Here is a 26,011-nt window from a genome sequence, read left to right on the forward strand (position 1 = left end):
TAATACATATTTATCGATAAGTAAGTATACTAGCCCGTGCAAGGGACGGGGCAAGCATAAAAGCCGTAGAACGGAGGTAGACAATGGCATCGGTAAAGATTGTCGATGTGCGCAAGAGTTTCGGCGAAGCGCATATCCTGCGCGGCGTATCCATCGACATCGAGGACGGGGAGTTCGTCATCCTCGTCGGGCCTTCGGGTTGCGGCAAGTCGACGTTGTTGCGGACGCTGGCGGGCCTGGAGAAGGCCTCTGGCGGCGAGATCCGCATCGACGGCAAGGCGGTCAACGACCTGCCGCCGCAGGATCGCGATATCGCCATGGTCTTCCAGAACTATGCGCTCTATCCGCATATGACCGTCGCGGAGAACATGGGGTTCTCGCTGAAGATGCGGCGCGCACCCAAGGCACAGATGGACGAGGCCGTGCAGCGCGCGGCGCATATATTGGGCCTGGAGAAACTGTTGGACCGCTATCCCAGGCAGCTGTCCGGGGGCCAGCGGCAGCGCGTGGCGATGGGGCGGGCGTTGGTGCGCAATCCCAGGGTCTTCCTGTTCGACGAACCGCTGTCGAATCTGGATGCCAAGCTGCGGGTGGCGATGCGGGCAGAGATCAAGGAGCTGCACCAACGGCTGAAGACCACAACCGTCTACGTCACCCACGATCAGATCGAGGCGATGACCATGGCCAGCAAGATCGTGGTCATGAAAGACGGACTGATCGAACAGACGGGCGCGCCCCTGCACCTGTACGACGAGCCGGCCAACATCTTCGTGGCGGGCTTTATCGGCTCGCCGGCCATGAACTTCCTGCCGGGTGTGGCGCGCGATGGCGTATTTGCCGCCGATTGCGGCCTGGCGCTGCCATTGGGCGACCGCCGGCTGGAGGAAGGCCGACGCGCCGTGTACGGGGTGCGTCCGGAGCATTTCGTCGTCTCCGACCAGGGCGTGCCGGTCGAGGTCGTGGTTGTCGAACCGACCGGATTGGAAACCCAGATCATGACGCACTGCGGCAAGCAGGAAATCGTCTGCCTGTTTCGGGATCGCCTGCTGCCTGAGCCGGGCAGCCAGCTGCGCATTCTGCCCGATGTGAGCAGGATCCATCTGTTCGACGAGAAGAGCGGACAGAGGCTGCCCAAGGGTGCCTGATCTCCTCCAGGAAAATACTTAGTAGTAAGTAAGTTTAAGTATTGACTTTTCGATAAGTAAGTTTATTCTTCGCTCATACACGGCAAGCTGGTGTACGAGCCAGTACAGACCAATACTTCCCAGCGAGGAGACAACAATGTTCAAGCATGGTTCTTCCATCCGTGCATGGCTGATGGGGACAGCACTGGCCACATCGGCGATGTTCTGCAGTATGCAGGCACATGCGGATCAGACGCTTACCATCAACACGGACCGCAGCGGTACCGGCCAAAAGAACGCCTTCAACAAGATCGTCGCGGATTTCGAAGCGGCCAACCCCGGGGTCAAGGTCAACGTCAACTATAGCGATGTCGAGTCCTATAAGACCTCGATCCGAAACTTCCTGGTAACGAGCCCGCCGGACCTGGCTTTCTGGTTCACGGGGGCGCGCATGCGCGCCTTCACCAAGCGCAATCTCTTCGCGGACCTGACGGGGTTCTTCTCCGAGAATAAGCTGAACGAGCCGATGAAGCCGTTCCTGTCGGCAGTCAGCGACAACGGCAAGATGTACATGATGCCGACCAATCTTACGACTTGGGGATTCTTCTACAACAAGAAGGTGTTCGAGAGCGCCGGCATTGCGCCTCCCAAGACGTGGGACGAGCTGATGGCGGCTGCCGCGAAGTTGAAGGCGGCCGGCGTTACGCCATTCACCATCGGTACCCGCGACCTTTGGGCCAACGACCTGTGGTTCGATTACCTTGACCTGCGCGTGAACGGCCTGGATTTCCACATGCGCCTGATGGACGGCAAAGAGAAGTACACGGACCCTCGCGTGAAGAAAGTCTTCGGCATGTGGGGTGATGCGGTGAAAAAGGGCTATTTCCAGGAAAACGCCAGCTCGTACGGATGGCAGGAAGCCATTCCCTTCCTGGCGCAGGGCAAGGCGGCCATGTATTTGCTGGGCCCCTACGTATTGACCTCGCTGCCCAAGGATGTGCACGGGAATATCGGCTTCTTCAAGTTCCCCGTCGTGGACCCGTCGGTCCCGAATTTCGAGGAGCTGTCCATCAATGGCGTGGGCATCCCCGAAGGTGCGAAGAACAAGGAACTGGCGAAGCGTTTCCTCGCCTTCCTGGCCAAGCCCGACAACATGCTTGCGTTCGCCAGGGCAGGCGCCGTCATCCCGGCGCGTACCGATGTGGTGATCACGGACGATCCGTTCGCCCAGTCGCAGGTCGAACTCGTGAAGCAGGCCAAGGGTTCGTCGCAGTTCTATGATCGCGACACCGATCCGGAGATGGCGCAGATCGGCATGCGCGGATTCCAGGAATTCCTGGCAAATCCTGACCGCGAGAATGCCATTCTCGACCGCCTCGAAAAGGCCCGCGAGCGCATCTTCAAGCAATAAGTCGATTCATCAGGCACGCAGCGCAACCTGCATTCGCGCAGGTTGCCACAGGGATTGCAATGAAAGAATTCTGGGGCCGCAACCAGGCCTGGATAACGCCGCTATTGCTGCTGGCGCTGCCGGCGGGCCTGTTCCTGCTGGTCATCGTGTCGTCCATTGTGCAGAGCATCTGGCTGAGCCTGTTCGACTGGGACGGCACGGGACCCAAGACGTGGGTGGGCCTGGGCAACTATGTCGAGTTGTTCAGCGATCCGCAGTTTTGGGTATCGCTGAAGAACAATGTCATCTGGCTGGTCCTATTCCTGCTTGCGCCCGTCTTCGGCCTGGCCTTGGCGCTGTTCCTGAACCAGAAGCTGCCCGAGATGCGCTTCGTGAAGTCGATGTTCTTCATTCCGCTTGTGCTGGCGCACGTGATCATCGGCGTGGTATTCACCTGGTTCTACGATCCGACTTTCGGTTTGCTGGCGCTGGCGTTCAAGGCGCTTGGCCTGCAGCCGCTCGCGATTCTTTCGGACGAGCATTTCGTGACGCTCGGCATCATCATCGCCGCGCTTTGGTCGCAGATCGCATTCTGCCTGGTATTGTTCCTGGCCGGTCTCTCACAGATCGACCATGAGCTGATCGCGGCGGCGAAGATGGACGGCGCCTCCGGATGGCGCCTGTTCCGCCACATCGTGCTGCCGCAACTGCATTCAGTGACGTTCGTTGCGGTCATCATTACGGTCATCATGTCGCTGCGCAACTTCGACATGATCGCGGTGATGACGCAGGGCGGCCCCTACGGCTCGTCGACGGTACTGGCCTACCAGATGTACGACACGACGATTTTCAGTTTCCGCGCGGGCTACGGCGCGGCCATCGCTACCGTGCTGTTCCTGATTATGAGCATCTACATCGCCTTGTTCCTGCGGTACACCTTGCGCAACGAAGCCCGGGAGCAGCTCTGATGTATCCGTCGCCCATTGCCGATCGTCCGCCTGGCCAGCGCCTGGCCTACCGCGTTGCGCTATACATTGCGCTGTTGGTTTGGATCCTGCCGCTGCTTGCCGTGATGATGACCGCGTTGCGCTCGCAAGGCGACCTGCTGTCGGGTAACTACTGGGGCTGGCCCAGCCAGTTTTCGTTGCTATCGAATTACCACGAGGTATTCGCGTCGTCGCCGATGGGCACGTTCTTCGTGAACAGCCTGCTTGTGACCGGCGTGACCGTGTTCCTGGTGCTGGTCCTGTCGACGCTGGCGGGCGTGGCCCTGGGCAAATACCGCTTCCGCGGCAGGACGTGGTTGTTCGCCATGTTCATCGCCGGGAACTTCGTTCCGTACCAGATCCTGATGATCCCCGTGCGCAACCTGGTCGTGCATCTCGGGCTGTACGACAGCATCTGGGCATTGATCCTTTTCCATACCGCCTTCCAGACCGGGTTCGCCACGCTGTTCCTGCGCAACTTCATTGCCGCGCTGCCCGAGGAGCTGTTCGAGGCGGCACGCATCGAGGGCGTCAGCGAATTCCAGATCCTGCGTACCATCGTTATTCCGCTGGTGCGACCGGCGTTGGCAGGTGTCGCGGTCCTGGTGTTCACCTTTGTCTGGAACGACTATTTCTGGGCGCTCGTGCTGGTGCAGAGCGATGCGGCCAAGCCGTTGACGCTGGGCCTGGCGGGTTTGAAGGGGGAGTGGCTGACGGCCTGGAACCTGATATCGGCCGGCGCGCTGTTTGCCGCATTGCCGCCTGTCGCGTTGTTCTTCTTCATGCAGAAGCACTTCGTGGCGGGGCTGACAGCAGGCGCGGTGCGGGGATAACCGGCGACTTCCGGGGCGGGCGCACTCCACCCCGTCGACTATTCGGCTGGATTCGCGGCACGTTGTGCTCTCCGAACCAAGCGCGCTTGCGCTCGGCCAGCGATGCCGCTACTATTTATGTATCGATCGATACATAAATAAGTAAGCACTCAGAATACTGCTATGGACATAACCCCTCTTCGTCTCGCTCGTAAGCGAGCGCTTGTTACCGGTGCAGCGCGTGGCATCGGCGCGGCCATCGCGCTTAAGCTGGCCGAAGACGGCGCGGACGTCGCTATCACATACGAGAAATCGGCAGAAAAGGCCGCGGCTCTCGTCGCTGAGATTCGCGCTCTGGGCCGCAAGGCCGTCGCCATTCAAGCCGATGCAGCCAGCCCCGATGCTGCGAAGACAGCGGTTGAACAGACTGTCGCCGACCTCGGCGGCCTTGACATCCTGGTCAACAATGCCGGCGTCCTGATTCCGGGTCCCTTTGCCGCCCAGTCGCTGGAAGAGATAGACCTGCAGTTGAACGTCAATGTGCGCGGTGTTTTCGTGACCACCCAGGCGGCGCTGCGACACATCCCGAATGGCGGCCGTGTCATCACCATTGGCAGCAATGCGGGTCTGTCTGTCCCGTTCGCCGGTATAGCGGTCTATGCGGCCACCAAGTCGGCAATGGAGAGCTTCACCCGCGGTCTCGCCCGTGAACTGGGCCCTCGCGACATTACCGTGAATCTGGTTCGCCCCGGCCCGATCGACACCGACATGAATCCTGCCGATGGGCCTCTCGCGCCTTCTATCCTTCCGAGCCTGTCTATTGCCCGCTACGGTAAGGCCCGGGAGGTCGCCGAGGCCGTTGCCTTCCTCGCCGGACCTGGCGCGGCCTATGTTACCGGTTCGGGCATTCTTGTCGATGGCGGCATAAACGCCTGAATTACCCAGAGCAACTGTTTCGATCTGTCTTGCACAGCGCTTCTTCGACCGATCGCATGGACGGATAGTCTTGCTAGAAGAAGCTGTCGCATACCGTAGAGGAAGAGAGCATGACGACGATGATTGTGGTTTGTGCTGGCGACGCCAGCGTAAGATTCGATCGCGACTACTACGCGAACGAGCATCTCAAGCTGGCAAAGGCGTGCTGGGCGCAGTATGGACTTCAGTCTGCCGAGGCTTTCTTCCCGTACTCCGAAGCCGGCGACTGGAAATCCATTGGTGTATATACGTTTTCCTCGGCACAAGGGGTATCTGACGCCCTGGCGAGCCAACAGACACAGCAGGTGATGGACGACGTGAAGAATTTCACCGATGCGCCTGTCGTGTTGCGCAGTCTTTTCATGGAGTTCTGAGGATCGCGACGGTGTCAATCTGCGCCGAGCGTTGACCCGTTGGAGCCCGCGTTGACGCGGGACTTTGACACGTCATTCTACGGCCGCGCCTGAAACCTCGACGACCGCGCCCTATCTGCAGCCGCGGCAAGATGGCCCATGCCTCCCAATTTCGGCTATTGGCGCAACGGATGGATAATATCCGCCGACCTATTGCGACGCCCAGCCGAAGTCGGCGTTGGGTAATACAGAGGGAAGCAAGGAGCGACCTTGAAAGAGCAAGGAATAACCACGGCCATCGTGCATTCCGATCCTTGGGCAGGCGTGGAGCACGGCGCTATTCGCGCGCCAATTCATACGTCGACCCAATTCGGTTACGAGCGGGTGGAAGACCTCATCGGCGTGTTCCAGGGGACGGCAAAGAATTCCTTCAACTATGCACGCCAGGGTACACCGACCACTGCCGCACTGGAGGCCAAGGTAACCCGGCTGGAACAGGGGCGCGGCTCCGTATGCTTTAGCTCCGGGATGGCAGCGATTGCCGCTACGTTCCTTTCGTTGTTGAAGACTGGCGATCATTTGGTGTCCAGCAAGTTCGTATTCGGCAATACGAACAGCCTATTCGGTACCTTGGAACATCTCGGCATCACCACAAGCAAGGTGGATGCGAGTTCGGCGTCGGCTATCGAGGCCGCGCTGCGTCCAAACACTCGCATGGTCTTCGTGGAGACGATTGCCAATCCCGGCACTCAGGTCCCCGATCTTGAAGCGATTGGCGAGCTTTGCCGGCAGCGCGGCTTGTTATATGTCGTCGACAACACGATTACATCGCCGGCGCTCTTCAGGCCCCGCGACGTGGGCGCCGGGCTGGTGATCAATTCGTTGAGCAAGTCAATCGCAGGGCACGGCGCGGCATTGGGCGGCACCGTTACAGATACCGGATTATTCGACTGGGCCGACTATCCGAACATCTTCCCCGCATATCGCCGCGGCGATCCCGCAGGGTGGGGGCTTGTGCAGGTACGCAAAAAGGCGCTGCGCGATATGGGAGCATCGTTGTCGTCCGAGCAAGCTCACCAAATCGCGATCGGCGCGGAGACCCTTACGTTACGGAACCAGCAGAGCAGCAAGACCGCGATGTCACTGGCGTCCTTCCTGCAGAACCATCCCGCCGTGCAGGCAGTCCATTATCCCGGTCTGGCATCTCACCCTCAGTACCGTATCGCCAGCCGGCTCTTCGCTGCGCCATCGTGGCTGTTGTCGTTCGAGATTAAGCAGGTCAGCACAATGCTGCAGGTCCTGAACCGCCTGCACATCCCCGTCAAAGCGACAGGCTTGGGTGACACCCGCAGCCTTGTCATCCCTGTGGCACCAACGATCTATTGGGAAGCCGGGCCGGAGATTCGCGCGGACATGGGGATAGCTGATGGCTTGGTGCGAGTCTCTGTCGGGCTCGAAGAAGAGGCAGCCCTGCTTGAAGACTTCGAGCAAGCGCTTTCCGGAGACTCCGCGGGGCGATAACCGTCGTGGGCTAGTCGAGGATGAGAAAATGCCGGGAATTCTGGCGCGATCGCGGTGCCCGGCGTCATTCACCCTCTTATCCAGAACGAAATGAACCAGCGGAATGTCACCCACCGGATGATCGAGGCCTTCCAGGCCGCCATGCAGCACGGCGGTGTCAGTGCCGGCGCCGACGCGCTCGGGATATCGCAGCCGGCAATGAGCCGGCTGCTTGCCGGTCTGCAGAAATCGATAGGCTTCCCGCTGTTCGCCAAGAGCGGACGCACGGTCAAGCCCACGGATGAAGCGCATGCCCTGATGGCGAAGGTGCAGCAGTCTTTCCTGGGCCTGGAGCAGATCGTCGATTTTTCCGCCCAGCTTCGCAAGCAGAAGCTGGGCCAGCTGAGCATCTGTGCCATCCCGTCGATCGGGCATTCGATCATGCCCAGGGTTGTCGCGCAGCTCAGACGCAAGTTCCCCGATGTCCTGATCAGCCTGCAGGTCAGTTCGTACGTCGACGTGGCGCGCCAGGTCAAGACGCGGCAGGCCGACATAGGATTGACCGGCGATACGTTCTCGCTGGGGGGAGTGGAGACGGTCGCGGAGTTTTCCGCGGATTGCGTTTGCATCGGCACATCCGCGTGGCTGGCGCCGGGGGCGACGCACGTGGACGTGGAAGAGCTGGGCCGCTTGCCCTTCATAGCCCCGACCGGCACGTTTCGCCCGCGCCTGGATGCCTGGCTTCGGGCGAACGACGTGCGGGTCGATGCCATGGCCGAAGCCTCGCTCTTCCAGTCCATCAGCGATCTGTGCCTGGAAGGCCTAGGCGTCGCCGTCGTGGATCGCTTGACGGGTATCAAGCACCGGGAGCGCGGCGGCCTGACCCTGCCGCTGCGGCCATCCATGGCCTACACCGTCTACGCGACGGCGATGAGCGACACGCGTTTGTCGGAGCCGGCGCGCGAACTTATCCGGCTTGTCGCCGCGGCGCACGGCTGAAAACATAACATCCAGGTATGGGTCGATGTCCTGGCATCCATGGATGCCAGGGCAATGCCTTTTTAGGATGGAGCCTCTATAAATTTCAAGGGGGAATCCTGATGTCCTGGAGCATCGCGTGTCGGCCGTGGATCGTCGCGGCTTCAATGGGGGTGATCTTCGCCGCGCCGGCGGCGCAGGCCGAGTGGCCCGAAAGGCCCATCCGGTTCATCGTCAATGCCGCCGCGGGCGGTGCCGCGGATGGCACGGCACGGGTGCTGGCCGAGGGGCTGGGAAAGCGGTTGGGCCAGCCCGTCATCATCGAAAACAAGCCGGGGGCCTCCGGTGCCATCGGTCTGGATACCGTCGCCAAGGCGGCCCCCGATGGCTACACCATCGGCAACGCCAACCTGGCGACATACACCGTCACCGCGTTGACGGCGAAGTCGCTTCCCTATAACCCCGATAAAGACTTCACGCCCATTGCGAAGCAATGGACACAGCCGAATCTGCTGGGCGTCAGTCCCAAGCTTCCGGTCAAGACCGTCGCCGAGCTGGTGGCTTATGCCAAGGCGCACCCCAACGAAGTGTTCTACGGCTCCACCGGTACCGGCACCGCATTGCATGTGCTCGGTGCGTTGTTCGCGAATCTGTCCGGCGCGCAACTGATCCATGTGCCCTACAAGAGCGCGCCCGCGGCCGAACTCGATCTGTCGACCGGGCAGATCCAGATGATGTTCAGCAACTTCACATCCATGGAGCCGCAGGCGCGCGCGGGCCGCATTCGCGCATTGGCCATCACCGGCCCGACTCGTTCCCCCATGCTTCCCGATGTGCCCACCATCCGCGAGGCGGGTTATCCGGCGCTGGAGATGGAAACCTGGGGCGGCGTCGTCGGTCCGGCGAATATGCCGCCAGCCATCGTGGACAGGCTGAATCGCGAGATCAATGCGGTGCTGGCCGATCCCGCCGTAATCAAGAAGCACGCCGCCCTGGGCGCGACAGTGGCGCCGGCCTCCATTGCGGAGTTCAAGCAGATGCTCGATGCCGACAGCGCCCGTTGGGGTGAAGTGATACGGCGCAACAACATCACGCTCGAGTAGCGAAGCTTAGTGATCCTCTGAACGCCCGCGGCTGGGGTGGACCCCGCCGCCGCGCAGAGGACAGATCATTCTTGGAAGACCTGGCCATTCGTATGTCCTCAAATGAAATCATCGTCGTAGGCGGCGGCCTGGTCGGCGCCGCCATTGCGTACGGAATAGCCAAAACCGGCGGTACCGTGACCCTGCTGGACCAGGGAGATATCGCGCATCGTGCCTCGCGCGGCAACTTCGGCCTGGTCTGGCTGCAAAGCAAGGGCGCCGGCTTCCCGCGCTATGCCCAGTGGAGCCGCGACGCGGTAGACCACTGGGGACCGCTTGCGACAGAGCTGCTCCAGCTTACCGGCGTCGATGTCGATCTGCAGCAGAACGGCGGCTTCTGGATGGGCTTCAGCGAGAAGGAGATGGTCGAACGCGAGGCCATGCTGGCCCAGATCAATATCGACGGCCGCACGCCATTCGAAATGCTGGATCACATGGAACTGAAAGCGCGCCTTCCGGCCATCGGCCCGAAGGTGGTGGGCGGCAGCTGGTGCCACCTCGACGGGCATGTGAATCCCCTGAAACTGCTGCATGCCTTGCATGCGGGTTTGAAGTTGCGCGGAGGACGGATCTGCAACGGCGTCGATGTGCGTGAGGTCAGGGCGGACGAGAAGTCGTCGCGCTTTCAGGCCAGGTCGGTCGACGGGCGTTCCTGGGCCGGCGACAGGATCGTATTGGCCGCGGGATTGAGCAACGACACGCTTGCGTCGCAGTTGGGACTGCACGCGCCCGTCGTGGCCAACCGGGGCCAGGTGCTGATTACGGAGCGGCTGAAGAGGTTCCTGCCGTATCCGACAAACAAGGCGCGCCAAACGGCGGAAGGGACGGTTCAACTCGGGTTCTCCGTCGAGGACGTGGGCCTGGACGACGGCACGACGGTGTCCGCCATCGAATGGATAGCAAAACGCGCGGTGACGACGTTTCCCGTTCTATCGACCGTGAAACTGGTGCGCGCATGGGGCGCGCTTCGGGTGATGACGCCCGATGGCGCTCCGATCTACCAGGAGTCGGCGAAGTATCCGGGCGCATTCGTCGCGACCAGCCATAGTGGCGTCTCGCTGGCGGGTTCGCATGCCTATGAGATCGCCCCCTGGATCGCCGGCGTCAAGCCGGCTCCGCGTGGCGTGGAGCAGTTCGCCGGGGAGCGCTTTCTCGACCCCAACAGGAAATTCAGCAATGCGCACTAACGACCAGGACACCGCCATTTCGCTATTTGTCTCGGAAGAGAGTCTCGGCGCGAGAACCGTCCGTATCCATCTCGACGGCAAGCCGCTGTCGGTGCCTGAAGGGATCAGCGTCGCCTCGGCCTTGCTGATGTCGGGCCTGCGCACGTTCAGGTCTACCCCGGTCTCCGGATCGCCGCGGGCGCCGTACTGCATGATGGGTGTGTGCTTCGAATGTCTGGTGGAGATCGACGGCCGTCCGGGCCGGCAGTCCTGTCTTGTCCAGGTCCGCGATGGAATGCACGTCAGGCGCCAGGAAGGCGCTACAGAACTGGATGATGCGAGCGATAAGGGCTGATATGGATTCGAATGTTGAGCGATTCGACCTCGTGGTCGTTGGTGCGGGCCCGGCCGGCATCTCCACCGCGATAGAGGCCCGGCGTGCCGGATTGAGCGTCGTCCTGCTGGACGAGCAGCGGCGCGTCGGCGGGCAGATCTACCGGGCCATCGAGGAGGCGCCGCCGCACAGGCGCAGCGTGCTGGGCGCGGATTACTCCGCCGGTGCGTCCCTTGCGGAGTCGTTCGCGGCCAGTGGCGCCGTCCACCGGGCAGGCGCCGCCGTCTGGAACGTCGATAGGGATAAAACGGTTTCCTATCTGCAGGACGGTCGCGGAAGAACCGTTCAAGGCCGCGCCGTGGTGCTGGCCAGCGGCGCGATGGAGCGTCCCTTTCCGGTTCCCGGATGGACCTTGCCCGGCGTCATGGGCGCGGGTGCGGCCCAGATACTCTACAAGGCGTCCGGCGCAATCCCGGCCGAGTCCGTTGTCATCGCCGGGGGCGGACCGTTGCTGCTGCTTCTGGCGCAGCAGTATCTGCGCGCCGGAGTCAGGATCAAGGCGTTGGTGCAGACCACCGGCGCCGCGGATTACTGGCGCGCGGCTTTGCATCTTCCGTATGCCATCCGAGCCTGGGAAGACCTTGCCAAGGGCGCGAAGATGCTCAAGGCGATCCGCGCGCATGGCGTCGACACGTACAACGGCGCAAGCGGTTTTTCCATTGAAGGCACCGATAGGGCCGAGGCCATTACCTTCACGCATAAAGGCCGGCGCAAGCGCATCGCATCTCCGCTGATCCTGCTTCATCATGGGGTCGTCCCGAATACACAGCTGAGCTGGTCGCTGCGAGCCGAACATCGATGGGATGACGCCCAACTTTGCTGGGTGCCGCGGACCGATCCCTATGGCCAGATCGAGGACACGCACATCTATATCGCCGGCGACAGCCGGGGCATCGTCGGCGCCAAGGCCTCCGCTGCGCAAGGGCGCCTGGCCGCCTTGGATATTGCCCGTCGCCTGCGGAGTATCGATTCGAAAGCCATGCAGCGCCGCGAGGCCGAAGTGCAGGCGGAGTTTCGTAGGCATGTGCGTATCCGGCCCTTCCTGGATACCTTGTATCGGCCCAGGGACGACCATCGCATTCCGGCCGACGAGAACGTGATCGTCTGCCGTTGCGAAGAGGTCCCCGCCGGGAAAATCAGGAAATACGTGGAGGTCGGATGTCTTGGGCCCAACCAGACCAAGGCTTTCGGCCGGTGTGGGATGGGGCCGTGCCAGGGCCGGCTCTGCGGATTGACGGTGACCGAAGTCATCGCGCAAGAGCGCAATGTCAGTCCGCGGGACGTCGGGTACTACCGGATCAGGCCACCCATCAAGCCCATCACGCTGGGCGAACTATCCAATCTCGACCAATAGTTTTTTCAACCTGTCCCAAGGAGTCTCAGACATGGAAATCAAACGCATCGCGACCGACACGCGCCGATCGCGCGCAGTGGTCTACAACAACATGGTTTTCGTGGGTGGACAGACCGCCGACGATCGCAGCCAGGACATCCGCGGCCAGACCGCCCAGACGCTGGCCAAGATCGAGAAATTCCTGGCAGAGGCCGGTACGGACAAGAGCCGTCTGCTGACGGCCCAGATATGGATCAAGGATCTGGAGCGCGACTTCGCCGGCATGAACGAGGTCTGGGATGCCTGGACCGCGCCGAATGCGGCACCGACCCGCGCGACGGCGCAATGCGATCTGGCGGCGAAGGATATTCTCGTCGAGATTATCGTCACTGCCGCCGTGTAAGCGCGGCGCCTGGCCCCTCAGGGCAACACCAGCGCCAGGGTTTCCTTGACCTCTTCCATGACGACATAGCTGTGCGAGGAGGCCGAGGCGGGCAGGCGCTTGAGCAGATCGCCCAGCAGGCGGCGATACGCGCTCATCGCCGTCAGCCGTGCCTTGACCAGATAGTCGAATTCGCCGGATACCAGATGGCATTCGAGCACCTCCGGCACCTTGAGCAATTCCGCGCGCACCTTGTCGAACACATCGCCGGACTTCGCCGACAGCTTGATCTCCAGGAAGACCAGCAGGTCCAGCCCGAGTGCCCGGGGATTCAAGTGTGCGTGATATCCCGTGATGACGCCATCGCGCTCCAGGCGACGGACACGCTCCGCGCACGGCGTGGCGGAGAGGTTCACCTTCGTGGCGAGTTCGGTGATGGCTATGCGGCCGTCACGCTGCAGGATGTCGAGGATCTTGTAATCCGTGCGATCGAGTGGACGCATGTTTTCTCTGTGCGGGATGGAAAGTAGGACTGCATACAGTGAAATGAACTATAGAAGAACGGAACTATGGTTAAAAACACTGGCGATGCCCAAATAAAATAGCGATTTGACCATAAACAAGGGGGTCCGGCCATGCATGTGGTCGTTCTGGGCGGTGGCGTTATCGGCACCACCACCGCGTATTACCTGGCACGCGCAGGGGCGCGAGTCACCGTGCTGGAACGGCAGCCGGGTGTCGCGCTTGAAACCAGCTTCGCCAATGCCGGGCAGGTCTCGCCCGGGTACTCCACGCCGTGGGCGGCGCCCGGCATTCCTTCCAAGGCCATCAAATGGATGTTCCAGCGGCATGCGCCATTGGCCTTGCGCTGCGACGGCAGTTTGTTCCAGCTGCGGTGGCTGGCGGCGTTGCTGGCCAATTGCAATGCCACGCGCTACGCGACCAACAAGGAGCGCATGCTGCGCCTGGCCGAATTCAGCCGCCATTGCCTGCAGGCAGTGCGCGCGGAAACCGGTATCGAGTACGAGGGTCGGAGCCTGGGATTGCTGCAACTCTTTCGCGATGCCGCGCAGTTCGAGGCCGCGCAGCGCGATATCTCGGTACTGCAGGAACAAGGCATACCGTACGAACTGTTAAGCGCCACTGAGCTGGCAAAGGCCGAGCCGGCGCTGGCGCGCGCGCGTTGCCGCCTTGCCGGCGGCCTGCGGCTACCGAACGACGAAACCGGCGACTGCCACTTGTTCACGCGGGAGCTCGCCATTCTGGCGGCCCGGCTGGGCGTCGACTTCCGCTACGGCGTTTCCGCCGAAGCCCTGGTCGTGGAGGGCGACCGCGTGGCGGGCGTGCGCGCCGGCGGCAAGTTGCTGGCCGCCGATCGCACGGTCCTGGCGCTGGGCTCGATGTCGCGCGCAATGGCCGCGCCACTGGGCATGGATCTGCCGGTGTATCCCGTCAAGGGATACTCGCTGACCGTACCGATCGTCGACGAATCGGCAGCGCCGGTCTCCACGCTGCTGGACGAGACCTACAAGGTAGCCGTCACCCGGCTGGGGCGGCGTATACGCGTGGGCGGCATGGCGGAGCTGGCGGGCTATGACCTGCGTCTGAAGCCACGCCGGCGCGCAACGCTGTCCATGGTGTTGCAGGACTTGTATCCCGGGGCCGGCGACGTCGAGCGAGCCGACTTCTGGACCGGCCTGCGGCCCATGACGCCGGACGGCACCCCCATCGTCGGCCGCAGCCGCTATCGGGATCTGTACCTCAACACCGGACACGGCACGTTGGGATGGACCATGGCTTGCGGTTCAGGCCGTATCGTCGCCGACCAGATCTGCGGCCGCGCGCCGGAGATTTCCATCGAGGGCCTGGAATACTCCCGGTACGGCTCATGAGCAGGCCCGCCCATGCCCGTATCGATCTCGGCGCCCTGCGCCGCAACTACGACACCGCGCGACGCATCCATGGCGGGCAAGTGCTGGCGGTGCTCAAGGCCGATGCCTATGGCCACGGCGCGGTGGCCTGCGCCCAGGGGCTGGCCGGACTCGTCGATGGCTATGCGGTGGCCTTCCTGGATGAAGCGCTCGTCCTGCGCCAGGCTGGTATCGAAGAACCCATCCTTGTGCTGGAAGGCGCATTCGATGCCGATGAGACGCGTGTGGCGGCGGCCCGCTCTCTTTGGCTGGCGGTGCATCGCCGCGAGCAGATCGAATGGATAGCCGCGGCGGCGCGCGTGCGTACCGCCGGTGGCGCGACCGTCCCGGCGGCCGGCATGCATGCGTGGTTGAAGGTGGATTCCGGCATGCACCGCGCCGGCTTTATCGGCGACGAGGTGCGTGCGGCGTACGAGGCATTGCGCGCCTGCGGCAATGTCACCGGGATTTCGCTGATGACGCATCTGGCGCGAGCCGATGAGTCCGCCAGCGACATGACGGCGGCGCAGATCCGGGCCTTCGACGCCGCCACCCAGGGCTTGGCGGCGCCGCGCAGCGTATGCAATTCCGCGGGGATGGCCGCCTGGCCGGATGCGCGGCGCGATTGGGGGCGCGCGGGCGTCATGTTGTATGGCGTCGATCCCATGGACTCGCCAACGCTGGCGTTGGAGCCTGTCATGACACTGCACAGCCGGGTTTTCGCGGTGCGCGACGTGGACGTCGGGCACGCCGTGGGCTACGGTGCCCGATTCGTCGCGCGGCGGCCGACTCGCGTCGGGCTGGTCGCCTTGGGATATGCGGACGGCTATCCGCGCAATGCGCCGGAGGGGACACCCGTTGCGATCGATGGGCGGCCCGGGCAGCTTATCGGCCGCGTGTCGATGGATATGTTGACCGTCGATTTGACCGAACATCCGCAAGCCGGCATCGGCAGCGCGGTGGAGTTATGGGGCAGCCAGGTCCCGGTTGCCGAGGTTGCCAGGGCAGCCGGGACCATCCCCTATGAGATCCTGTCGAACGTCAAGCGGGTCACGCGCAGTTATGTGGGCGGATAATCCCGCCCTGGGCACATGCGATAGCGTTCGGCCGGCTCAGAACCGATAGCTGACCCCCACGGCGCCATAAGCGGACGTGCGCCGCTCCACGATGGGGCTGTCACGGGCATCGCCCAGCAGCGTGCGTACTCCCACCGTGGTGAACAAGCTCCATTGCCGGTCGATCGCGTAGCGCCAGTTCGCGTACAGGCCGGCCGACCGGAATCCGGCGCCGGCCGAATAGCTGCCCAGGCCGGCCTCGCTGCGCGCGGCTTCCGAGCTGGTAACGCCGAACCAGGTCGACATATCGTCATGGCTGCCCCAGGCCGTTTGCGCGCCCAGCCGGACGACGTTGCGGCCCGCCATCCAGACCGCATAGGAGCCATTGAGTTCGATGCGGGTGCCATACCCCGCGTGCAAGGCCTGGATCGCCGTGGTGGTGATGCGCCAGCGGCCGGGCTGCCAGCGCAGGAACGCGCCCACGGTGGCGTGCGCGTCGATATCTTCCAGGCCCTTCAGGCGGTCGTGGTCGTCCGCATCCCGGCCCAGGCGCATCCCGGCGAAAACGCCTGCCTGCCAATCCGGGGCCAGCTGCGTGCGCAGTCCCACCGTGGGCAGGCCATCCTGCGTGCCGACGAAGAACGCGCCGCGCTCGTAGGAAAGCTGCAGTACCGGCACGGCGTGGTAGTCTTTCGCGCCGGCGTATTCGGGCACGATGCCGACGCCCAGCCCGACGCTGTTTTCGGCCTGGACTTCCGCGCTCGCCAGCAGGGCGGCGATGCCCCACAAGGCCGTCCATGCATAGACACGCCGGCGGCGCGGAATCGGCGCGCCGCGCGAGCGCAGCGTCTGTGTTCTGATGGTCATCGATATACCTTTGCGTGCGGCCACCGGATGGGCAGCCTTCCGGACCGGCATTGTCGGGAAGGCGTTTTAAAAGTTTTTTAATGCCCTGGCTGTACGCTGCGCATCGTTACCCACGGAGGCCCCTTGCACCTACTGCTGATCGAGGACGACCCGATGCTTGGCGACGCGCTGTGCGGAGGATTGCGGGAAGCGGGCTACACGGTGGACTGGATAACGGACGCCGCCCAGGCGCGGGCCGCCGTCACGGACCACGACTACGGCGCGATCCTGCTGGACCTGCAACTGCCGCGTGGATCCGGCCTGGCAATACTGAAAAGCGTGCGCGAGCGCTACGACGCCACGCCCATCGTCATTCTGTCCGCGCGCGACCGCCTGAGCGATCGCATCAAGGGCCTGGACGAAGGCGCGGACGATTACCTGGTCAAGCCGTTTCCCGTCGAGGAGCTGCTGGCGCGGCTGCGCGCGGTCACGCGGCGCGCCAGCCATCGCGTGGTACCGCTGATGCGGATTGGGGACGTGCAGGTCGATCCCGCGCGCCGGCACGTCACGCACGCGGGCAAACCGGTGAAACTGAGCATCCACGAATACCGGACGCTGGTCGCGCTGCTGGAACGCCAGGGCCACGTCGTCACGCGGGAACAACTGGAGGACGCGGTGTATGGCAGGCACGGGACCATAGAAAGCAATACCGTGGCGGTCTACGTGCATCAGTTGCGCCGCAAACTGGGCAACGACCTGATCGCGACCGTCCACGGCTTCGGCTATCGGGTCGGCGAGGCCCTGCAATGAAAGGCTGGCGCGCCGTCGCCGCAAGCGCGAACAGTTTGCGTACCCGGCTGCTATGCGCCACGCTGATCGGCATCGTCGCCTTTGGCGGAGCGTGGTATTCGCTGCGCACCTGGGAAATGAATATCCCTGAAACCGGCCGTGCGGACGAACGCTTGCGCGACATCGCCGGCCTTGTCATAGAGTCTATCCCGCGCACCCTGTCGGTGGATGGCTCCGTCGCGGCGTACAGCAGCCCCCCAGGCCTGAGCCCGTCGACGCCAAGCACGATTTTCCAGGTTTGGCATATGCCCTCCAGGAAGCTGATCCTGAGGTCGCCCACTGCCCCGGATATCCCGATGAAGCCGGATTTCGCCACGGGCTATGGCAACGTTTCCACGCACGATGAAGCGTGGCGCGTCTATGCCGCGTCGGATCGCACCGGTACCATTCAGGTCCAGACCGCGACCAGTCAGGAAAAACTGGAGGAGACCTATCGCGAATGGGTCAGGGAAGGCACGTTAGCGGCCATTGGCATCTTCGTCCTGCTCGCCTTGATCCTGTGGGGCGCCATCCGCCTGAGCCTGCGGCCGCTGGATCTGGCCCGCGAGACGATCGCGCGGCGCTCGCCCTTCGATAACTCGCCCCTGGCCGAGCGCAGCCTGCCCGGCGAGATCCGGCCATTCGTGTCGGCCATCAATCATCTGCTGGAACGCCAGAACGCCGCACTGGTGCGGGAGCGGCAACTGATCGCCGATGCCGCGCACGAGCTGCGCACGCCGCTGGCGGCCATCCAGGCGCAGGCGCAACGGGCCACGTCGGCCCTGGATGCGGAAACCGCGCGCGCGGAAGCCGCCAAGCTGCAGGGCGTTGCCGCCCGCGCCGCCCGCATCGTCGAACAACTGCTGGACCAGGCACGGCTGGACTCGGACGACGCCCTGCCGATGGAGCCGGTGGACCTGGCGGATCTGGTCGACCTGGTGGTACGCGACTTCGAGGGCAAGGCCGCCCGCAGGTCGCAGAAGATTTCCATCGCCGCGGAGAGCTGCCCAGTGCGGGGGAATATCGATGCGCTGGGCATTCTGCTGGGAAACCTGATGGACAACGCGGTGCGTTATACGCCGCCGCATGGGCATATCGCGGTGTCCTGCGGCCTGGATTGCGGGATACCCGTGCTGGCGATCGCGGACGATGGTCCCGGCATCCCGGTGGCATACCGCAGCCGCGTCTACGACCGATTCTTCCGCGTGCCGGGCAGGGCCGAGGGCGGCACCGGCATAGGTCTTTCGCTGGTGGCCCGCATCGCGCGCTTGCACGACGCGCAACTGGTGGAACTGGAAGCCGCCAAGGGGTTTCACCTGGCGGTGCGCTTTCCCGCGGCCCCGGCGTCCCTGAACGTCTAGTGGCCGGGCAGCATGGTCTGAGCGTATTGAATGCCGACGCCGAAGGCGCCGCCGAATCTGCGCGAGACGCCCACGGTCAGGTCGTAGGTTTCCAGCCGTGCCCAATCGCGCTGCAGCTCCAGCAGATAGGTCAACGAGGTGATCGGGCGCGCGCCGGCTTGAAGCATGCGTTGGACGGCACGTTCATGCGCCTCGGCGGTGCAGTCCCCGCATGCGTCCGTCACGACGTAGACTTCGAATCCCTGCTCAAGGGCGGAAATGACGGGGCCGTTGCAGCAGACGGACGTCCACAGGCCTGCCATTACCAGCCGGTTCTTGCCGGCGGCATTGATGCGGGCGATGAAGTGTTCGTCTTCCCAGGCGTTGGAGGTCGTGCGATCCGTGATTTGCGCGTCGGGAAAGGCGTCGGCGATCTCGTCGAATAGCGGGCCGGCGAACGTGTCCTTGGAGATCGTCGTGATGATGGTGGGGACCTTGAATCCCTTGGCGGTGTTGGCCAGGATCGCGGTGTTTGCGCGCAGGTTGGTGACATCTATGGATTTGGTATTGAAGGCCATCTCGGATTGATGGTCGATCAGGACCAGCACATGATCGTTCGGGCTTAACAGGCTGCTGGCAGGCTTGGCGGTGGCTTTGATGCTCATCGAATTCCTCGGTCGAGTCGGGCAGCCCGGATGGCTGGTGTGGCCGGCGGGCCGCCGGGATTGCGGTCCGGAAATTCTATGGGTGCGCCGGCCGGACTTGCGTGCAGTGGCGCGTAACCGTCTTTGCAGAAATGCAGGCTGGCGATCCGTCATGGCGCTACGCGGACGATTCCGCGCGCGGCCGCTTGCCTTCGATGAAGTCGCGCTTCGTCTCGATTGCCCTTGCGCAATGCGTCATGAAGGCGGTAATCCGGGGAGACCGGCGGATGTCCGGGTGCGTCAGCAGCCATAACTCGTCATGGACCTCGCTCGCCACCGGGCCGATACGGACAAGCCCGGCATCCAGGTCGCCGTGCATGCAGGGCAGGATCCCGATCCCGATGCCATTGCGTACCGCCGCGGCGACGCCGTAGACGGAGTCGCTGCGGTAGCTGATATTGCGCGGGGATACCCGCCGGTCGATGTAGCCATGCGCCTTCAGGCCGGACAGCCCCCTGCCGTACGAAACCCACTGCGCCTCGTAGAGGGCGTGCTCGGGGACCTCGCGATCCAGATAGTCGATGCGCCGGCCATAGATGGCCCAGGCGACCGTCGCCATCTTGCGGCCGAACAGGTTTTCCGGGGGAGATAGCGTGGCTCGGAAGGCGATGTCCGAATCGCCCCGGGCCAGGTTCAAGCACTGGTTGCCGACGATCACCTCGATCCGGACGCCTGGATGCATGGCCCGGAAGTCCGCGATGATGGGCGTCAGGAAGTCCACCAGTAGCGCATCGCTGGTCGTGATGCGCAGCTCCCCGTTCAATTCCTCGGTCCGTCCGGTCATGCGCCGCATCACGGCCAGAATGTCGGATTCCATGCGACGGCTCAGGTCCAGCAGTTCCACGCCCGCGCCGGTCGGCAGGTAACCCGTGCGGCGTCGCTCGAAAAGCATGAAGCCCAGTGCATTTTCCAGGGCCGATAGCCGCCGCGAAAGCGTGGAGTGATTCACGCCGAGCGCGAACGCGGCATTCATCAGGCCGCCATGTTCGCCGATGGCCTTGACGATGCGCAGGTCATCCCAGGAGAGTGCCTCGGGGGAGTGCTTCATGGTGTCGTTCGTGGAAGGTGCGGCGGCGTGGGCGCCTGGCCGGTGTCCATCGTAATGCCTGGCCTAGGCCGCGTGCGGGTCGGCCGCGGGATTGGCGCGATACCGCGTGCGATTGTCCAGATACATGGTCATGGAGCCATTGAGCACCCAACTGGTAAATGCTGAAATTTTCGAGGGCTTTGCAGCCTGCGCGCCCGTCGCGCCGACCACCGCATATCCGATCCTGGAGTTTTCCCGATGACCGACAAGCGATCCGCTGACGCTTCCGTGACACAATCCCTGACGCATGCCACCGGCGCGCCGGTGGCCGACAACCTGAATACGATGACCGCGGGCCCGCGCGGGCCCGTTTTGTTGCAGGACATATGGTTGATCGAAAAACTGGCGCACTTCGACCGCGAAGTCATCCCGGAGCGCCGCATGCACGCAAAGGGCTGGGGGGCCTACGGTACCTTCACGGTCACGCACGACATTACCGCCTACACGAAGGCAAGGCTGTTCTCCGAGCCTGGAAAGCAAACACCGATATTCGCCCGCTTTTCCACGGTTGCCGGCGAACGTGGCGCCGCCGATGCCGAACGGGACATCCGCGGCTTTTCCGTTAAGTTCTATACCGAGGAAGGCAATTGGGACATCGTCGGCAATAACACGCCGGTGTTCTTCTTCCGCGATCCCTTCCGTTTTCCTGACTTGAACCACGTGGTCAAGCGCGACCCGCGCACGGGCCTGCGCTCGGCGGACAACAACTGGGACTTCTGGTCGCTGCTGCCGGAGGCGCTGCATCAGGTGACCATCGTAATGTCGGACCGGGGCATACCCCGGACTTTCCGGCATATGCACGGCTTCGGCAGCCATACGTTTTCGATGATCAACGCCGCCAACGAGCGCGTATGGGTCAAGTTCCATTTCCAGTCCCTGCAGGGTATCGAGAACCTGACGGACCAGGATGCCGGAGCGGTAGTGGCAGGCGATCGAGAAAGCCACGGGCGCGACCTGTTGCAGGCCATCGAACGCGGAGACTTCCCGCGCTGGAAGCTGTGCATACAGGTCATGACGCAGGAGCAGGCCCGCAGCCACCGGCACAACCCGTTCGACCTGACCAAGGTGTGGCCCAAGGGGGAGTTTCCGCTGATCGAAGTCGGCGTGATGGAGCTGAATCGCTATCCCGATAATTACTTCGCCGAAGTGGAACAGGCAGCATTTTCGCCGGCAAACGTAGTGCCGGGCATCGGCTTCTCGCCCGACAAGATGTTGCAGGCACGGCTGTTCTCGTACGGCGATGCGCAGCGCTATCGCCTGGGGGTGAACTTCAATCACATCCCGGTCAACGCGCCGCGTTGCCCGTTTCACAGCTACCATCGCGACGGCGCGATACGCACCGACGGCAACCTGGGCGGCACGCCCAGCTACTGGCCCAACAGCAAGGGCGCGTGGATCGGCGACGATCCGTCGCTGCACGAGCCTGCGCTGGTGCTGGATGGCGCGGCCGCCCACTGGGACCATCGCGTGGACGAGGATCATTACGAGCAGCCCGGTAATCTCTTCCGCTTGATGACGCCGGCCCAGCAGCAATTGCTGTTCGAGAACACGGCGCGCGCCATGGGCGATGCGCGCGAGGAAGTGAAGCGGCGCCACATCGAGAACTGTTCCAAGGCGGACCCGGCCTACGGCGCCGGGGTGGCCAAGGCCCTGGGCTTGTAGGCGGCCGCGCGCATCGCGCAGCTTGCGCCGGGCGCGACGCGCTACGACGGGTCGCTGGATTCCGGCGGGCCGGCCTGCTGGCGGAAGCTGGCCCGGTATTGGGCCGGTGTCACGCCCAGGCGCTGGCTGAAGACGATGCGCATTCTGTCCACGGTTCCGAAACCGCAATGGAAGGCAACCGCTTTCAAAGGCCGGTCGCTGGCCTCCAGCATCATGCGCGCCGCGTCGATGCGCGCGCGCTGGACGAATTCATAGGGGGTAATGCCCGCCTCTTGCATGAAGTGGCGGGTCAGGTTGCGAGGGCTCATGCCGACTGCCGCCGACAAGGACTGCAGGCTGTGCCGTCCACCGATACTTTCCATGACGAGGGCCTGTATGCGCGCCACGGGAGAGCCAGGATCGCAGGGAGCGGAAAGGTATGGGCTGAACTGGGATTGACCGCCCTGGCGCTGGGCAACCATCACCAATCGCTTGGCGACGGTCAATGCAATGTCGTGGCCGTGGGTTTCCCCGATCAGCGCCAGGGCCAGGTCTATGCCCGCCGTGACCCCGGCGGACGTCACCAACTGCTGGTCGCGAAGGTAAATGGCGTCCGGCGACACCCGGGCCTGCGGGAATGTCCTCGACAGCTTCCGGGCATCCTGCCAATGCGTCGTGACTCGGTGCCCGTCGAGCAGCCCTGCGTAGCCCAGGGCAAACGCGCCGGTACAGACGGATCCGTACAGGCGGGATATTTCCGGAGCTTTGCGCAGCCAGGCCGTGAGGTCCGGATCGGGGGGCGCATCGGGCATGGCCGGGCCGCCGGCAACCAGAAGAATGTCGAAGCCGCCCACGGCTTCGTCGAAACTGAGATCAGCCGTCAACTGTATCCGGTTGGAGGCCCGAAGCGGAGTACGGCGCGAGGCGACGAGTACGGTTTCGTAACGGTCGGCCTGGGGCAGATGTGCATTGGCCTCGTGAAAGGCGTCGACGGGGCCGGCCACATCCAAAGCCTGCACGCCTTCGTGGATAACGATGGCCACTCGCCTTGCCGTCATGGGCGCCTTTCCTTGTCCGAAGCCGTTCGATCCCGGCCCTTCGAAGCGCCGTTGTGCATGCCGGGGCGTCCGTGACGCCGCGTTGATCGGTGATGTCCCATATGTCTTGAAGCCCGATGTTTGGGCTCGATGGTGTCGGTATGCGCGAGGATCGATTGTAATTGTGGCGAATCCCCGCGAGCGCGCTGGCTGGTCCACGCCGCATATCCGCACCCCTGTACCGCGATCTGGCACTGGTGCGCTTCGCCGAAGCCTTGCGCCAACGGGAGGCGAAATGCCCCATGGGGCGGCAGGGCACGTGCTGGGACGTCGCCCGCGCGGCCCTGTTCCCGGCTTCGGATGACGCGGCCTATGTCACGGGCACGTTGCTCATGGTGGATGGCGGAGCCTCGATCCGACCTAAGCCCCGATCTTCTTGTAGAAGAAGGTTGTCGCTGTAAGGCCCCCGTACGCTTTCAAGGCGTAATCGGGAATCACCCCCGCACGCGTCCAGCCGGAACGCTCATAGATCCGCTCGGCATCGCTTCCCGTTTCGGTGTCCAGCACCAGCAAGGTGCGCCCGGCGGCCGCGGCGGCGATATCGACTTCCGCCATCAGCCTGCCGGCAATGCCCAGGCGTCGAAAATCGCGATGGACCAGCAGCTTCGAGACATCCGCCCGATGCTGCTGGTTCTCGGGTTGTCCGATGACGAGCTGCACGGTGCCCATGATCCGCCCATCGGATTCGGCGACAAGCAGGATACGGTCGCCGCGCGCGATTCCGTCGGCAACATTCATCCAGAATTGGATGGCTCGCGACATGTCCAGCGGTGCCATAAAGCTGACGGAGGCGCCGCCGGCGACGCAATCCACCAGCACTTCGGCCAGCGCCCCGGCCAGGCTGGGGGCTTCGTCCGCGCCGACAATGCGGATTCTTGCTTGGGAGGTCATCTCAGATTCCTTTGTGGGACAGCGTCGTCAAGGCCACCAGGTAGCGGGCCGTTATGGGGCCCGGGTTATGGAATGTCGTAGGCTGGTCCAGTTTCATGGTCAGGCAGTCGCCTTTTTCCAGTAGCCAGGTCGTTTCGCCGATACGCAGCTCCATCGTTCCGCGAATGACCCACACCTGCTGCATCACGTCGGACTCCTGCAGCGCGGTTTCGTACGAGACGCGCTGGCCGGCCGGAAAGTGGATCTCGACCAACTGGGTCGGGGATGGGATCGCCGCCGAAAGGTGGCGCCGCACATATCCGGACGCCGGGTCGGTCCAGACCGTTTGGTCGGCGGCGCGGGAGACCGGCGAGGGGCTTTCTTCAGGGGCGTGCCGCTCGAACAACGATGCGAGCGGGACATGAAGTGCCGCGGCGAGCTTGTCCAGCACCAGGGCGGTCGGGCTGCTTTCACCGCGCTCGATCAACGAGATGGCGGATCGGCTTACCCCGCTGCGATCGGCCAGTACATCGAGCGACCAGGAGCGTTCGCTGCGCAAGGCCCGGATACGCGCGGCGATAAGCTGGTTGATGTCCATCGATATCCATAAAACTAGAATTTCTTATCTATTTTTATGGAGGGCGCGTGTTCCGTCAATCCTTCAGCGCCCACGTGCCAGATCGCGCGCCCTGCGGATTCACCCCGATGCGGGCGCCAGCGCGAGCATGGAGCAGACAGAAAATTTCTTGACAGCCAACCTACTAGTAGGCAGAATTCGGCCATGGAACAACTTTCATCCACCGCCGAGGAAATTCTCGCCTGCACGCGCGCCCTGATCATCGCGGGCGGCTACAAGAGCTTCAGCTATGCCGATGTGGCCGAGGTTGTCGGGATACGCAAGGCCAGCATCCATCATCACTTTCCCAGCAAAGTCGACCTTGTCCGTGTCCTGTTGGCCCGCTACCGCGAGGAGGCCCAAACCGGCGTGGCCGCGCTGGAACGCAATGTGGCGGATCCGTTCGACCAGTTGACCAACTATGTCGGGTACTGGGAAGCCTGTATCGAAGAAGGAACGGCATCGTTCTGCATTGGTGCCTTGCTGGCCAGCGAACTTCCTGTGCTGCCTGAAGAAGTGGCGGTGGAAGTCCGAGCGCATTTCCGCTTTCTTGCCTCCTGGCTGCAGTCGGTTCTGGAGCGCGGCAAGCAACAGGGCCGCATCCATCTGATGGCCGCGCCCAGGGCGGAAGCCGAGAGTTTCCTGGCGACCGTCCACGGCGCGATGCTGTCCGCGCGGGCCTATGGCGATCCGAAGATGTTCGGCGTGATTACCAAGCCGCTGCTGGACCGGCTGGCCGTGCGGCACTGAGGCGGCCCTGCCTCCGCCGGGGCCGTAAAGGTTGCCGACACCCGGCATTAGGAATTTAACCGTATCGAAGCATCGGCGACCCTTCGCCGGAAGGTCTCAAGCGAGGCTTTTACCTACCAACTAGAAGGTAAGGAGATTTACATGAACGACGTATCCCTTGGCTCGTCCGTCCATAGCCAGGAAAGCTGGCTAAAACGCTATTACTTCATCCGGGCCGTCTTTTCCATCGCATGGGTGGCGGCCGCCTTCACGGTGGCCCAGTCCTCCGCGTTCGTTGCCGCGGTCCTGCTGGTTGTCTATCCGGCGTGGGACGCCGCCGCGAATTACCTCGATGCATCGCGCAGCGGCGGCGTGGCCGACAACCACACCCAGGCGATCAACATCATGGTGAGCGCGGCGACGGTCGTGGCGGTGGTGGCGGCATTGCAGATCGATATGAACTGGGTGCTGGGTGTCTTTGGCATATGGGCGATCCTGGCTGGCTTGCTGCAACTCGCGACGGCGCTGCGCCGCTGGAAACGCCATGGAGCACAGTGGGCCATGGTGCTCAGCGGCGCGCAGTCCGCATTGGCGGGCGGGTTCTTCATCCGCCAGGCACTATTGCCCGCGGTCCCGAATATCGGCAATATCGCCGGCTACGCAGCCGTGGGCGCCCTCTACTTCCTGATATCGGCTGTCTGGCTGGTCGTGGCCGGGCATCGGCGTGGCGGCAGGCAAGCCGCCTGAAGCAGC

At 63.4% G+C, this 26,011-nt stretch carries 28 protein-coding genes; 21 read left to right on the forward strand and 7 right to left on the reverse strand.

Annotation, left to right across the window (positions count from 1 at the left end):
• The first annotated feature begins 83 nt into the window (after positions 1-83).
• The 13 genes from CAL28_RS03210 (at position 84) to CAL28_RS03270 (ending at position 12,556) form a co-directional block, all read left to right on the forward strand.
• A complete protein-coding gene (locus CAL28_RS03210) occupies positions 84-1,145 on the forward strand; it encodes an ABC transporter ATP-binding protein (RefSeq protein WP_094839947.1) in 1,062 nt (353 codons plus the stop codon).
• Positions 1,146-1,281: 136 nt separating this feature from the next.
• The gene (locus CAL28_RS03215; protein ID WP_094839948.1) at positions 1,282-2,535 is read left to right on the forward strand and encodes an ABC transporter substrate-binding protein; all 1,254 of its coding nucleotides are present in this window, start codon (positions 1,282-1,284) and stop codon (positions 2,533-2,535) included.
• 59 nt (positions 2,536-2,594) lie between these two features.
• A complete protein-coding gene (locus tag CAL28_RS03220; RefSeq protein ID WP_094839949.1) occupies positions 2,595-3,482 on the forward strand; it encodes a carbohydrate ABC transporter permease in 888 nt (295 codons plus the stop codon).
• Positions 3,482-4,333 (forward strand): carbohydrate ABC transporter permease, encoded by an 852-nt coding sequence (locus tag CAL28_RS03225; protein ID WP_094839950.1) that lies wholly within the window; start codon positions 3,482-3,484, stop codon positions 4,331-4,333. Before CAL28_RS03220 ends, CAL28_RS03225 begins: the two co-directional genes overlap by 1 nt.
• A gap of 162 nt (positions 4,334-4,495) precedes the next feature.
• Positions 4,496-5,248, forward strand: coding sequence for an SDR family oxidoreductase (locus CAL28_RS03230; RefSeq protein ID WP_094839951.1), 753 nt, complete (start codon positions 4,496-4,498; stop codon positions 5,246-5,248).
• A 110-nt stretch (positions 5,249-5,358) separates the two neighbouring features.
• The gene (locus CAL28_RS03235; RefSeq protein WP_094839952.1) at positions 5,359-5,661 is read left to right on the forward strand and encodes an EthD family reductase; all 303 of its coding nucleotides are present in this window, start codon (positions 5,359-5,361) and stop codon (positions 5,659-5,661) included.
• Positions 5,662-5,910: 249 nt separating this feature from the next.
• On the forward strand, positions 5,911-7,161 hold the full coding sequence (locus CAL28_RS03240) for a cystathionine gamma-synthase family protein (protein ID WP_094839953.1): 1,251 nt from the start codon (positions 5,911-5,913) through the stop codon (positions 7,159-7,161).
• A 90-nt stretch (positions 7,162-7,251) separates the two neighbouring features.
• A complete protein-coding gene (locus tag CAL28_RS03245; RefSeq protein ID WP_094839954.1) occupies positions 7,252-8,139 on the forward strand; it encodes a LysR family transcriptional regulator in 888 nt (295 codons plus the stop codon).
• Positions 8,140-8,240: 101 nt separating this feature from the next.
• Positions 8,241-9,221 carry a Bug family tripartite tricarboxylate transporter substrate binding protein gene (locus tag CAL28_RS03250; protein WP_094839955.1) on the forward strand — a complete coding sequence of 327 codons (981 nt, stop codon included), beginning with the start codon at positions 8,241-8,243 and terminating at the stop codon, positions 9,219-9,221.
• Positions 9,222-9,313: 92 nt separating this feature from the next.
• A complete protein-coding gene (locus CAL28_RS03255; RefSeq protein ID WP_094840601.1) occupies positions 9,314-10,447 on the forward strand; it encodes an NAD(P)/FAD-dependent oxidoreductase in 1,134 nt (377 codons plus the stop codon).
• On the forward strand, positions 10,437-10,781 hold the full coding sequence (locus CAL28_RS03260; protein WP_094839956.1) for a (2Fe-2S)-binding protein: 345 nt from the start codon (positions 10,437-10,439) through the stop codon (positions 10,779-10,781). Before CAL28_RS03255 ends, CAL28_RS03260 begins: the two co-directional genes overlap by 11 nt.
• A gap of 1 nt (position 10,782) precedes the next feature.
• Positions 10,783-12,174 carry an NAD(P)/FAD-dependent oxidoreductase gene (locus CAL28_RS03265; protein ID WP_094839957.1) on the forward strand — a complete coding sequence of 464 codons (1,392 nt, stop codon included), beginning with the start codon at positions 10,783-10,785 and terminating at the stop codon, positions 12,172-12,174.
• 31 nt (positions 12,175-12,205) lie between these two features.
• Positions 12,206-12,556: a RidA family protein gene (locus tag CAL28_RS03270; protein ID WP_094839958.1), complete on the forward strand. Its 351-nt coding sequence runs from the start codon at positions 12,206-12,208 to the stop codon at positions 12,554-12,556.
• Positions 12,557-12,573: 17 nt separating this feature from the next.
• Here CAL28_RS03270 and CAL28_RS03275 read toward each other — a convergent pair whose 3' ends face one another.
• Complete coding sequence (locus CAL28_RS03275) at positions 12,574-13,038, reverse strand: winged helix-turn-helix transcriptional regulator (RefSeq protein ID WP_094839959.1); 465 nt, start codon at positions 13,036-13,038, stop codon at positions 12,574-12,576.
• Between the two features lie 132 nt (positions 13,039-13,170).
• On the opposite strand from CAL28_RS03275, the gene CAL28_RS03280 reads away from it, so the two are divergent.
• Both CAL28_RS03280 and alr read left to right on the forward strand, forming a co-directional pair.
• Positions 13,171-14,427 (forward strand): D-amino acid dehydrogenase, encoded by a 1,257-nt coding sequence (locus CAL28_RS03280; protein WP_094839960.1) that lies wholly within the window; start codon positions 13,171-13,173, stop codon positions 14,425-14,427.
• The gene (gene alr, locus CAL28_RS03285) at positions 14,424-15,521 is read left to right on the forward strand and encodes an alanine racemase (protein ID WP_094839961.1); all 1,098 of its coding nucleotides are present in this window, start codon (positions 14,424-14,426) and stop codon (positions 15,519-15,521) included. The genes CAL28_RS03280 and alr overlap by 4 nt, the downstream gene beginning before the upstream one ends.
• 36 nt (positions 15,522-15,557) lie before the next feature.
• Here alr and CAL28_RS03290 read toward each other — a convergent pair whose 3' ends face one another.
• Entirely contained in the window at positions 15,558-16,367 is an 810-nt protein-coding gene (locus CAL28_RS03290; protein ID WP_094840602.1) for a MipA/OmpV family protein, read from the reverse strand.
• A gap of 123 nt (positions 16,368-16,490) precedes the next feature.
• On the opposite strand from CAL28_RS03290, the gene CAL28_RS03295 reads away from it, so the two are divergent.
• Both CAL28_RS03295 and CAL28_RS03300 read left to right on the forward strand, forming a co-directional pair.
• On the forward strand, positions 16,491-17,156 hold the full coding sequence (locus CAL28_RS03295; protein WP_094839962.1) for a response regulator transcription factor: 666 nt from the start codon (positions 16,491-16,493) through the stop codon (positions 17,154-17,156).
• Positions 17,153-18,535, forward strand: coding sequence for an ATP-binding protein (locus tag CAL28_RS03300; protein WP_094839963.1), 1,383 nt, complete (start codon positions 17,153-17,155; stop codon positions 18,533-18,535). Before CAL28_RS03295 ends, CAL28_RS03300 begins: the two co-directional genes overlap by 4 nt.
• Here the strand turns inward: CAL28_RS03300 and CAL28_RS03305 are convergent.
• Positions 18,532-19,179 carry a hydrolase gene (locus CAL28_RS03305; RefSeq protein WP_094839964.1) on the reverse strand — a complete coding sequence of 216 codons (648 nt, stop codon included), beginning with the start codon at positions 19,177-19,179 and terminating at the stop codon, positions 18,532-18,534. The genes CAL28_RS03300 and CAL28_RS03305 overlap by 4 nt on opposite strands.
• Positions 19,180-19,336: 157 nt before the next feature.
• Positions 19,337-20,266 carry a LysR family transcriptional regulator gene (locus CAL28_RS03310; RefSeq protein WP_094839965.1) on the reverse strand — a complete coding sequence of 310 codons (930 nt, stop codon included), beginning with the start codon at positions 20,264-20,266 and terminating at the stop codon, positions 19,337-19,339.
• Between the two features lie 237 nt (positions 20,267-20,503).
• Here CAL28_RS03310 and CAL28_RS03315 point away from each other — a divergent pair, with 237 nt between their 5' ends.
• Positions 20,504-21,967: a catalase gene (locus tag CAL28_RS03315; RefSeq protein WP_094839966.1), complete on the forward strand. Its 1,464-nt coding sequence runs from the start codon at positions 20,504-20,506 to the stop codon at positions 21,965-21,967.
• Between the two features lie 41 nt (positions 21,968-22,008).
• On the opposite strand, the gene CAL28_RS03320 is transcribed toward CAL28_RS03315, so the two are convergent.
• The gene (locus CAL28_RS03320) at positions 22,009-23,004 is read right to left on the reverse strand and encodes a GlxA family transcriptional regulator (protein WP_094839967.1); all 996 of its coding nucleotides are present in this window, start codon (positions 23,002-23,004) and stop codon (positions 22,009-22,011) included.
• Positions 23,005-23,240: 236 nt separating this feature from the next.
• On the opposite strand from CAL28_RS03320, the gene CAL28_RS29895 reads away from it, so the two are divergent.
• Complete coding sequence (locus CAL28_RS29895) at positions 23,241-23,444, forward strand: SDR family oxidoreductase (protein ID WP_440588364.1); 204 nt, start codon at positions 23,241-23,243, stop codon at positions 23,442-23,444.
• Here the strand turns inward: CAL28_RS29895 and CAL28_RS03330 are convergent.
• Positions 23,404-23,934 (reverse strand): GNAT family N-acetyltransferase, encoded by a 531-nt coding sequence (locus CAL28_RS03330; protein WP_094839969.1) that lies wholly within the window; start codon positions 23,932-23,934, stop codon positions 23,404-23,406. The two genes, CAL28_RS29895 and CAL28_RS03330, sit on opposite strands and share 41 nt — an antisense overlap.
• Position 23,935: 1 nt before the next feature.
• On the reverse strand, positions 23,936-24,511 hold the full coding sequence (locus CAL28_RS03335; protein WP_094839970.1) for a helix-turn-helix domain-containing protein: 576 nt from the start codon (positions 24,509-24,511) through the stop codon (positions 23,936-23,938).
• A gap of 183 nt (positions 24,512-24,694) precedes the next feature.
• Here CAL28_RS03335 and CAL28_RS03340 point away from each other — a divergent pair, with 183 nt between their 5' ends.
• Both CAL28_RS03340 and CAL28_RS03345 read left to right on the forward strand, forming a co-directional pair.
• Entirely contained in the window at positions 24,695-25,279 is a 585-nt protein-coding gene (locus tag CAL28_RS03340; protein ID WP_094839971.1) for a TetR/AcrR family transcriptional regulator, read from the forward strand.
• Between the two features lie 141 nt (positions 25,280-25,420).
• The gene (locus CAL28_RS03345) at positions 25,421-26,005 is read left to right on the forward strand and encodes a DUF308 domain-containing protein (RefSeq protein WP_094839972.1); all 585 of its coding nucleotides are present in this window, start codon (positions 25,421-25,423) and stop codon (positions 26,003-26,005) included.
• Positions 26,006-26,011: the final 6 nt, after the last annotated feature.

Source organism: Bordetella genomosp. 11 (genome assembly GCF_002261215.1).
Classification (GTDB): Bacteria; Pseudomonadota; Gammaproteobacteria; order Burkholderiales; family Burkholderiaceae_B; genus Bordetella_C.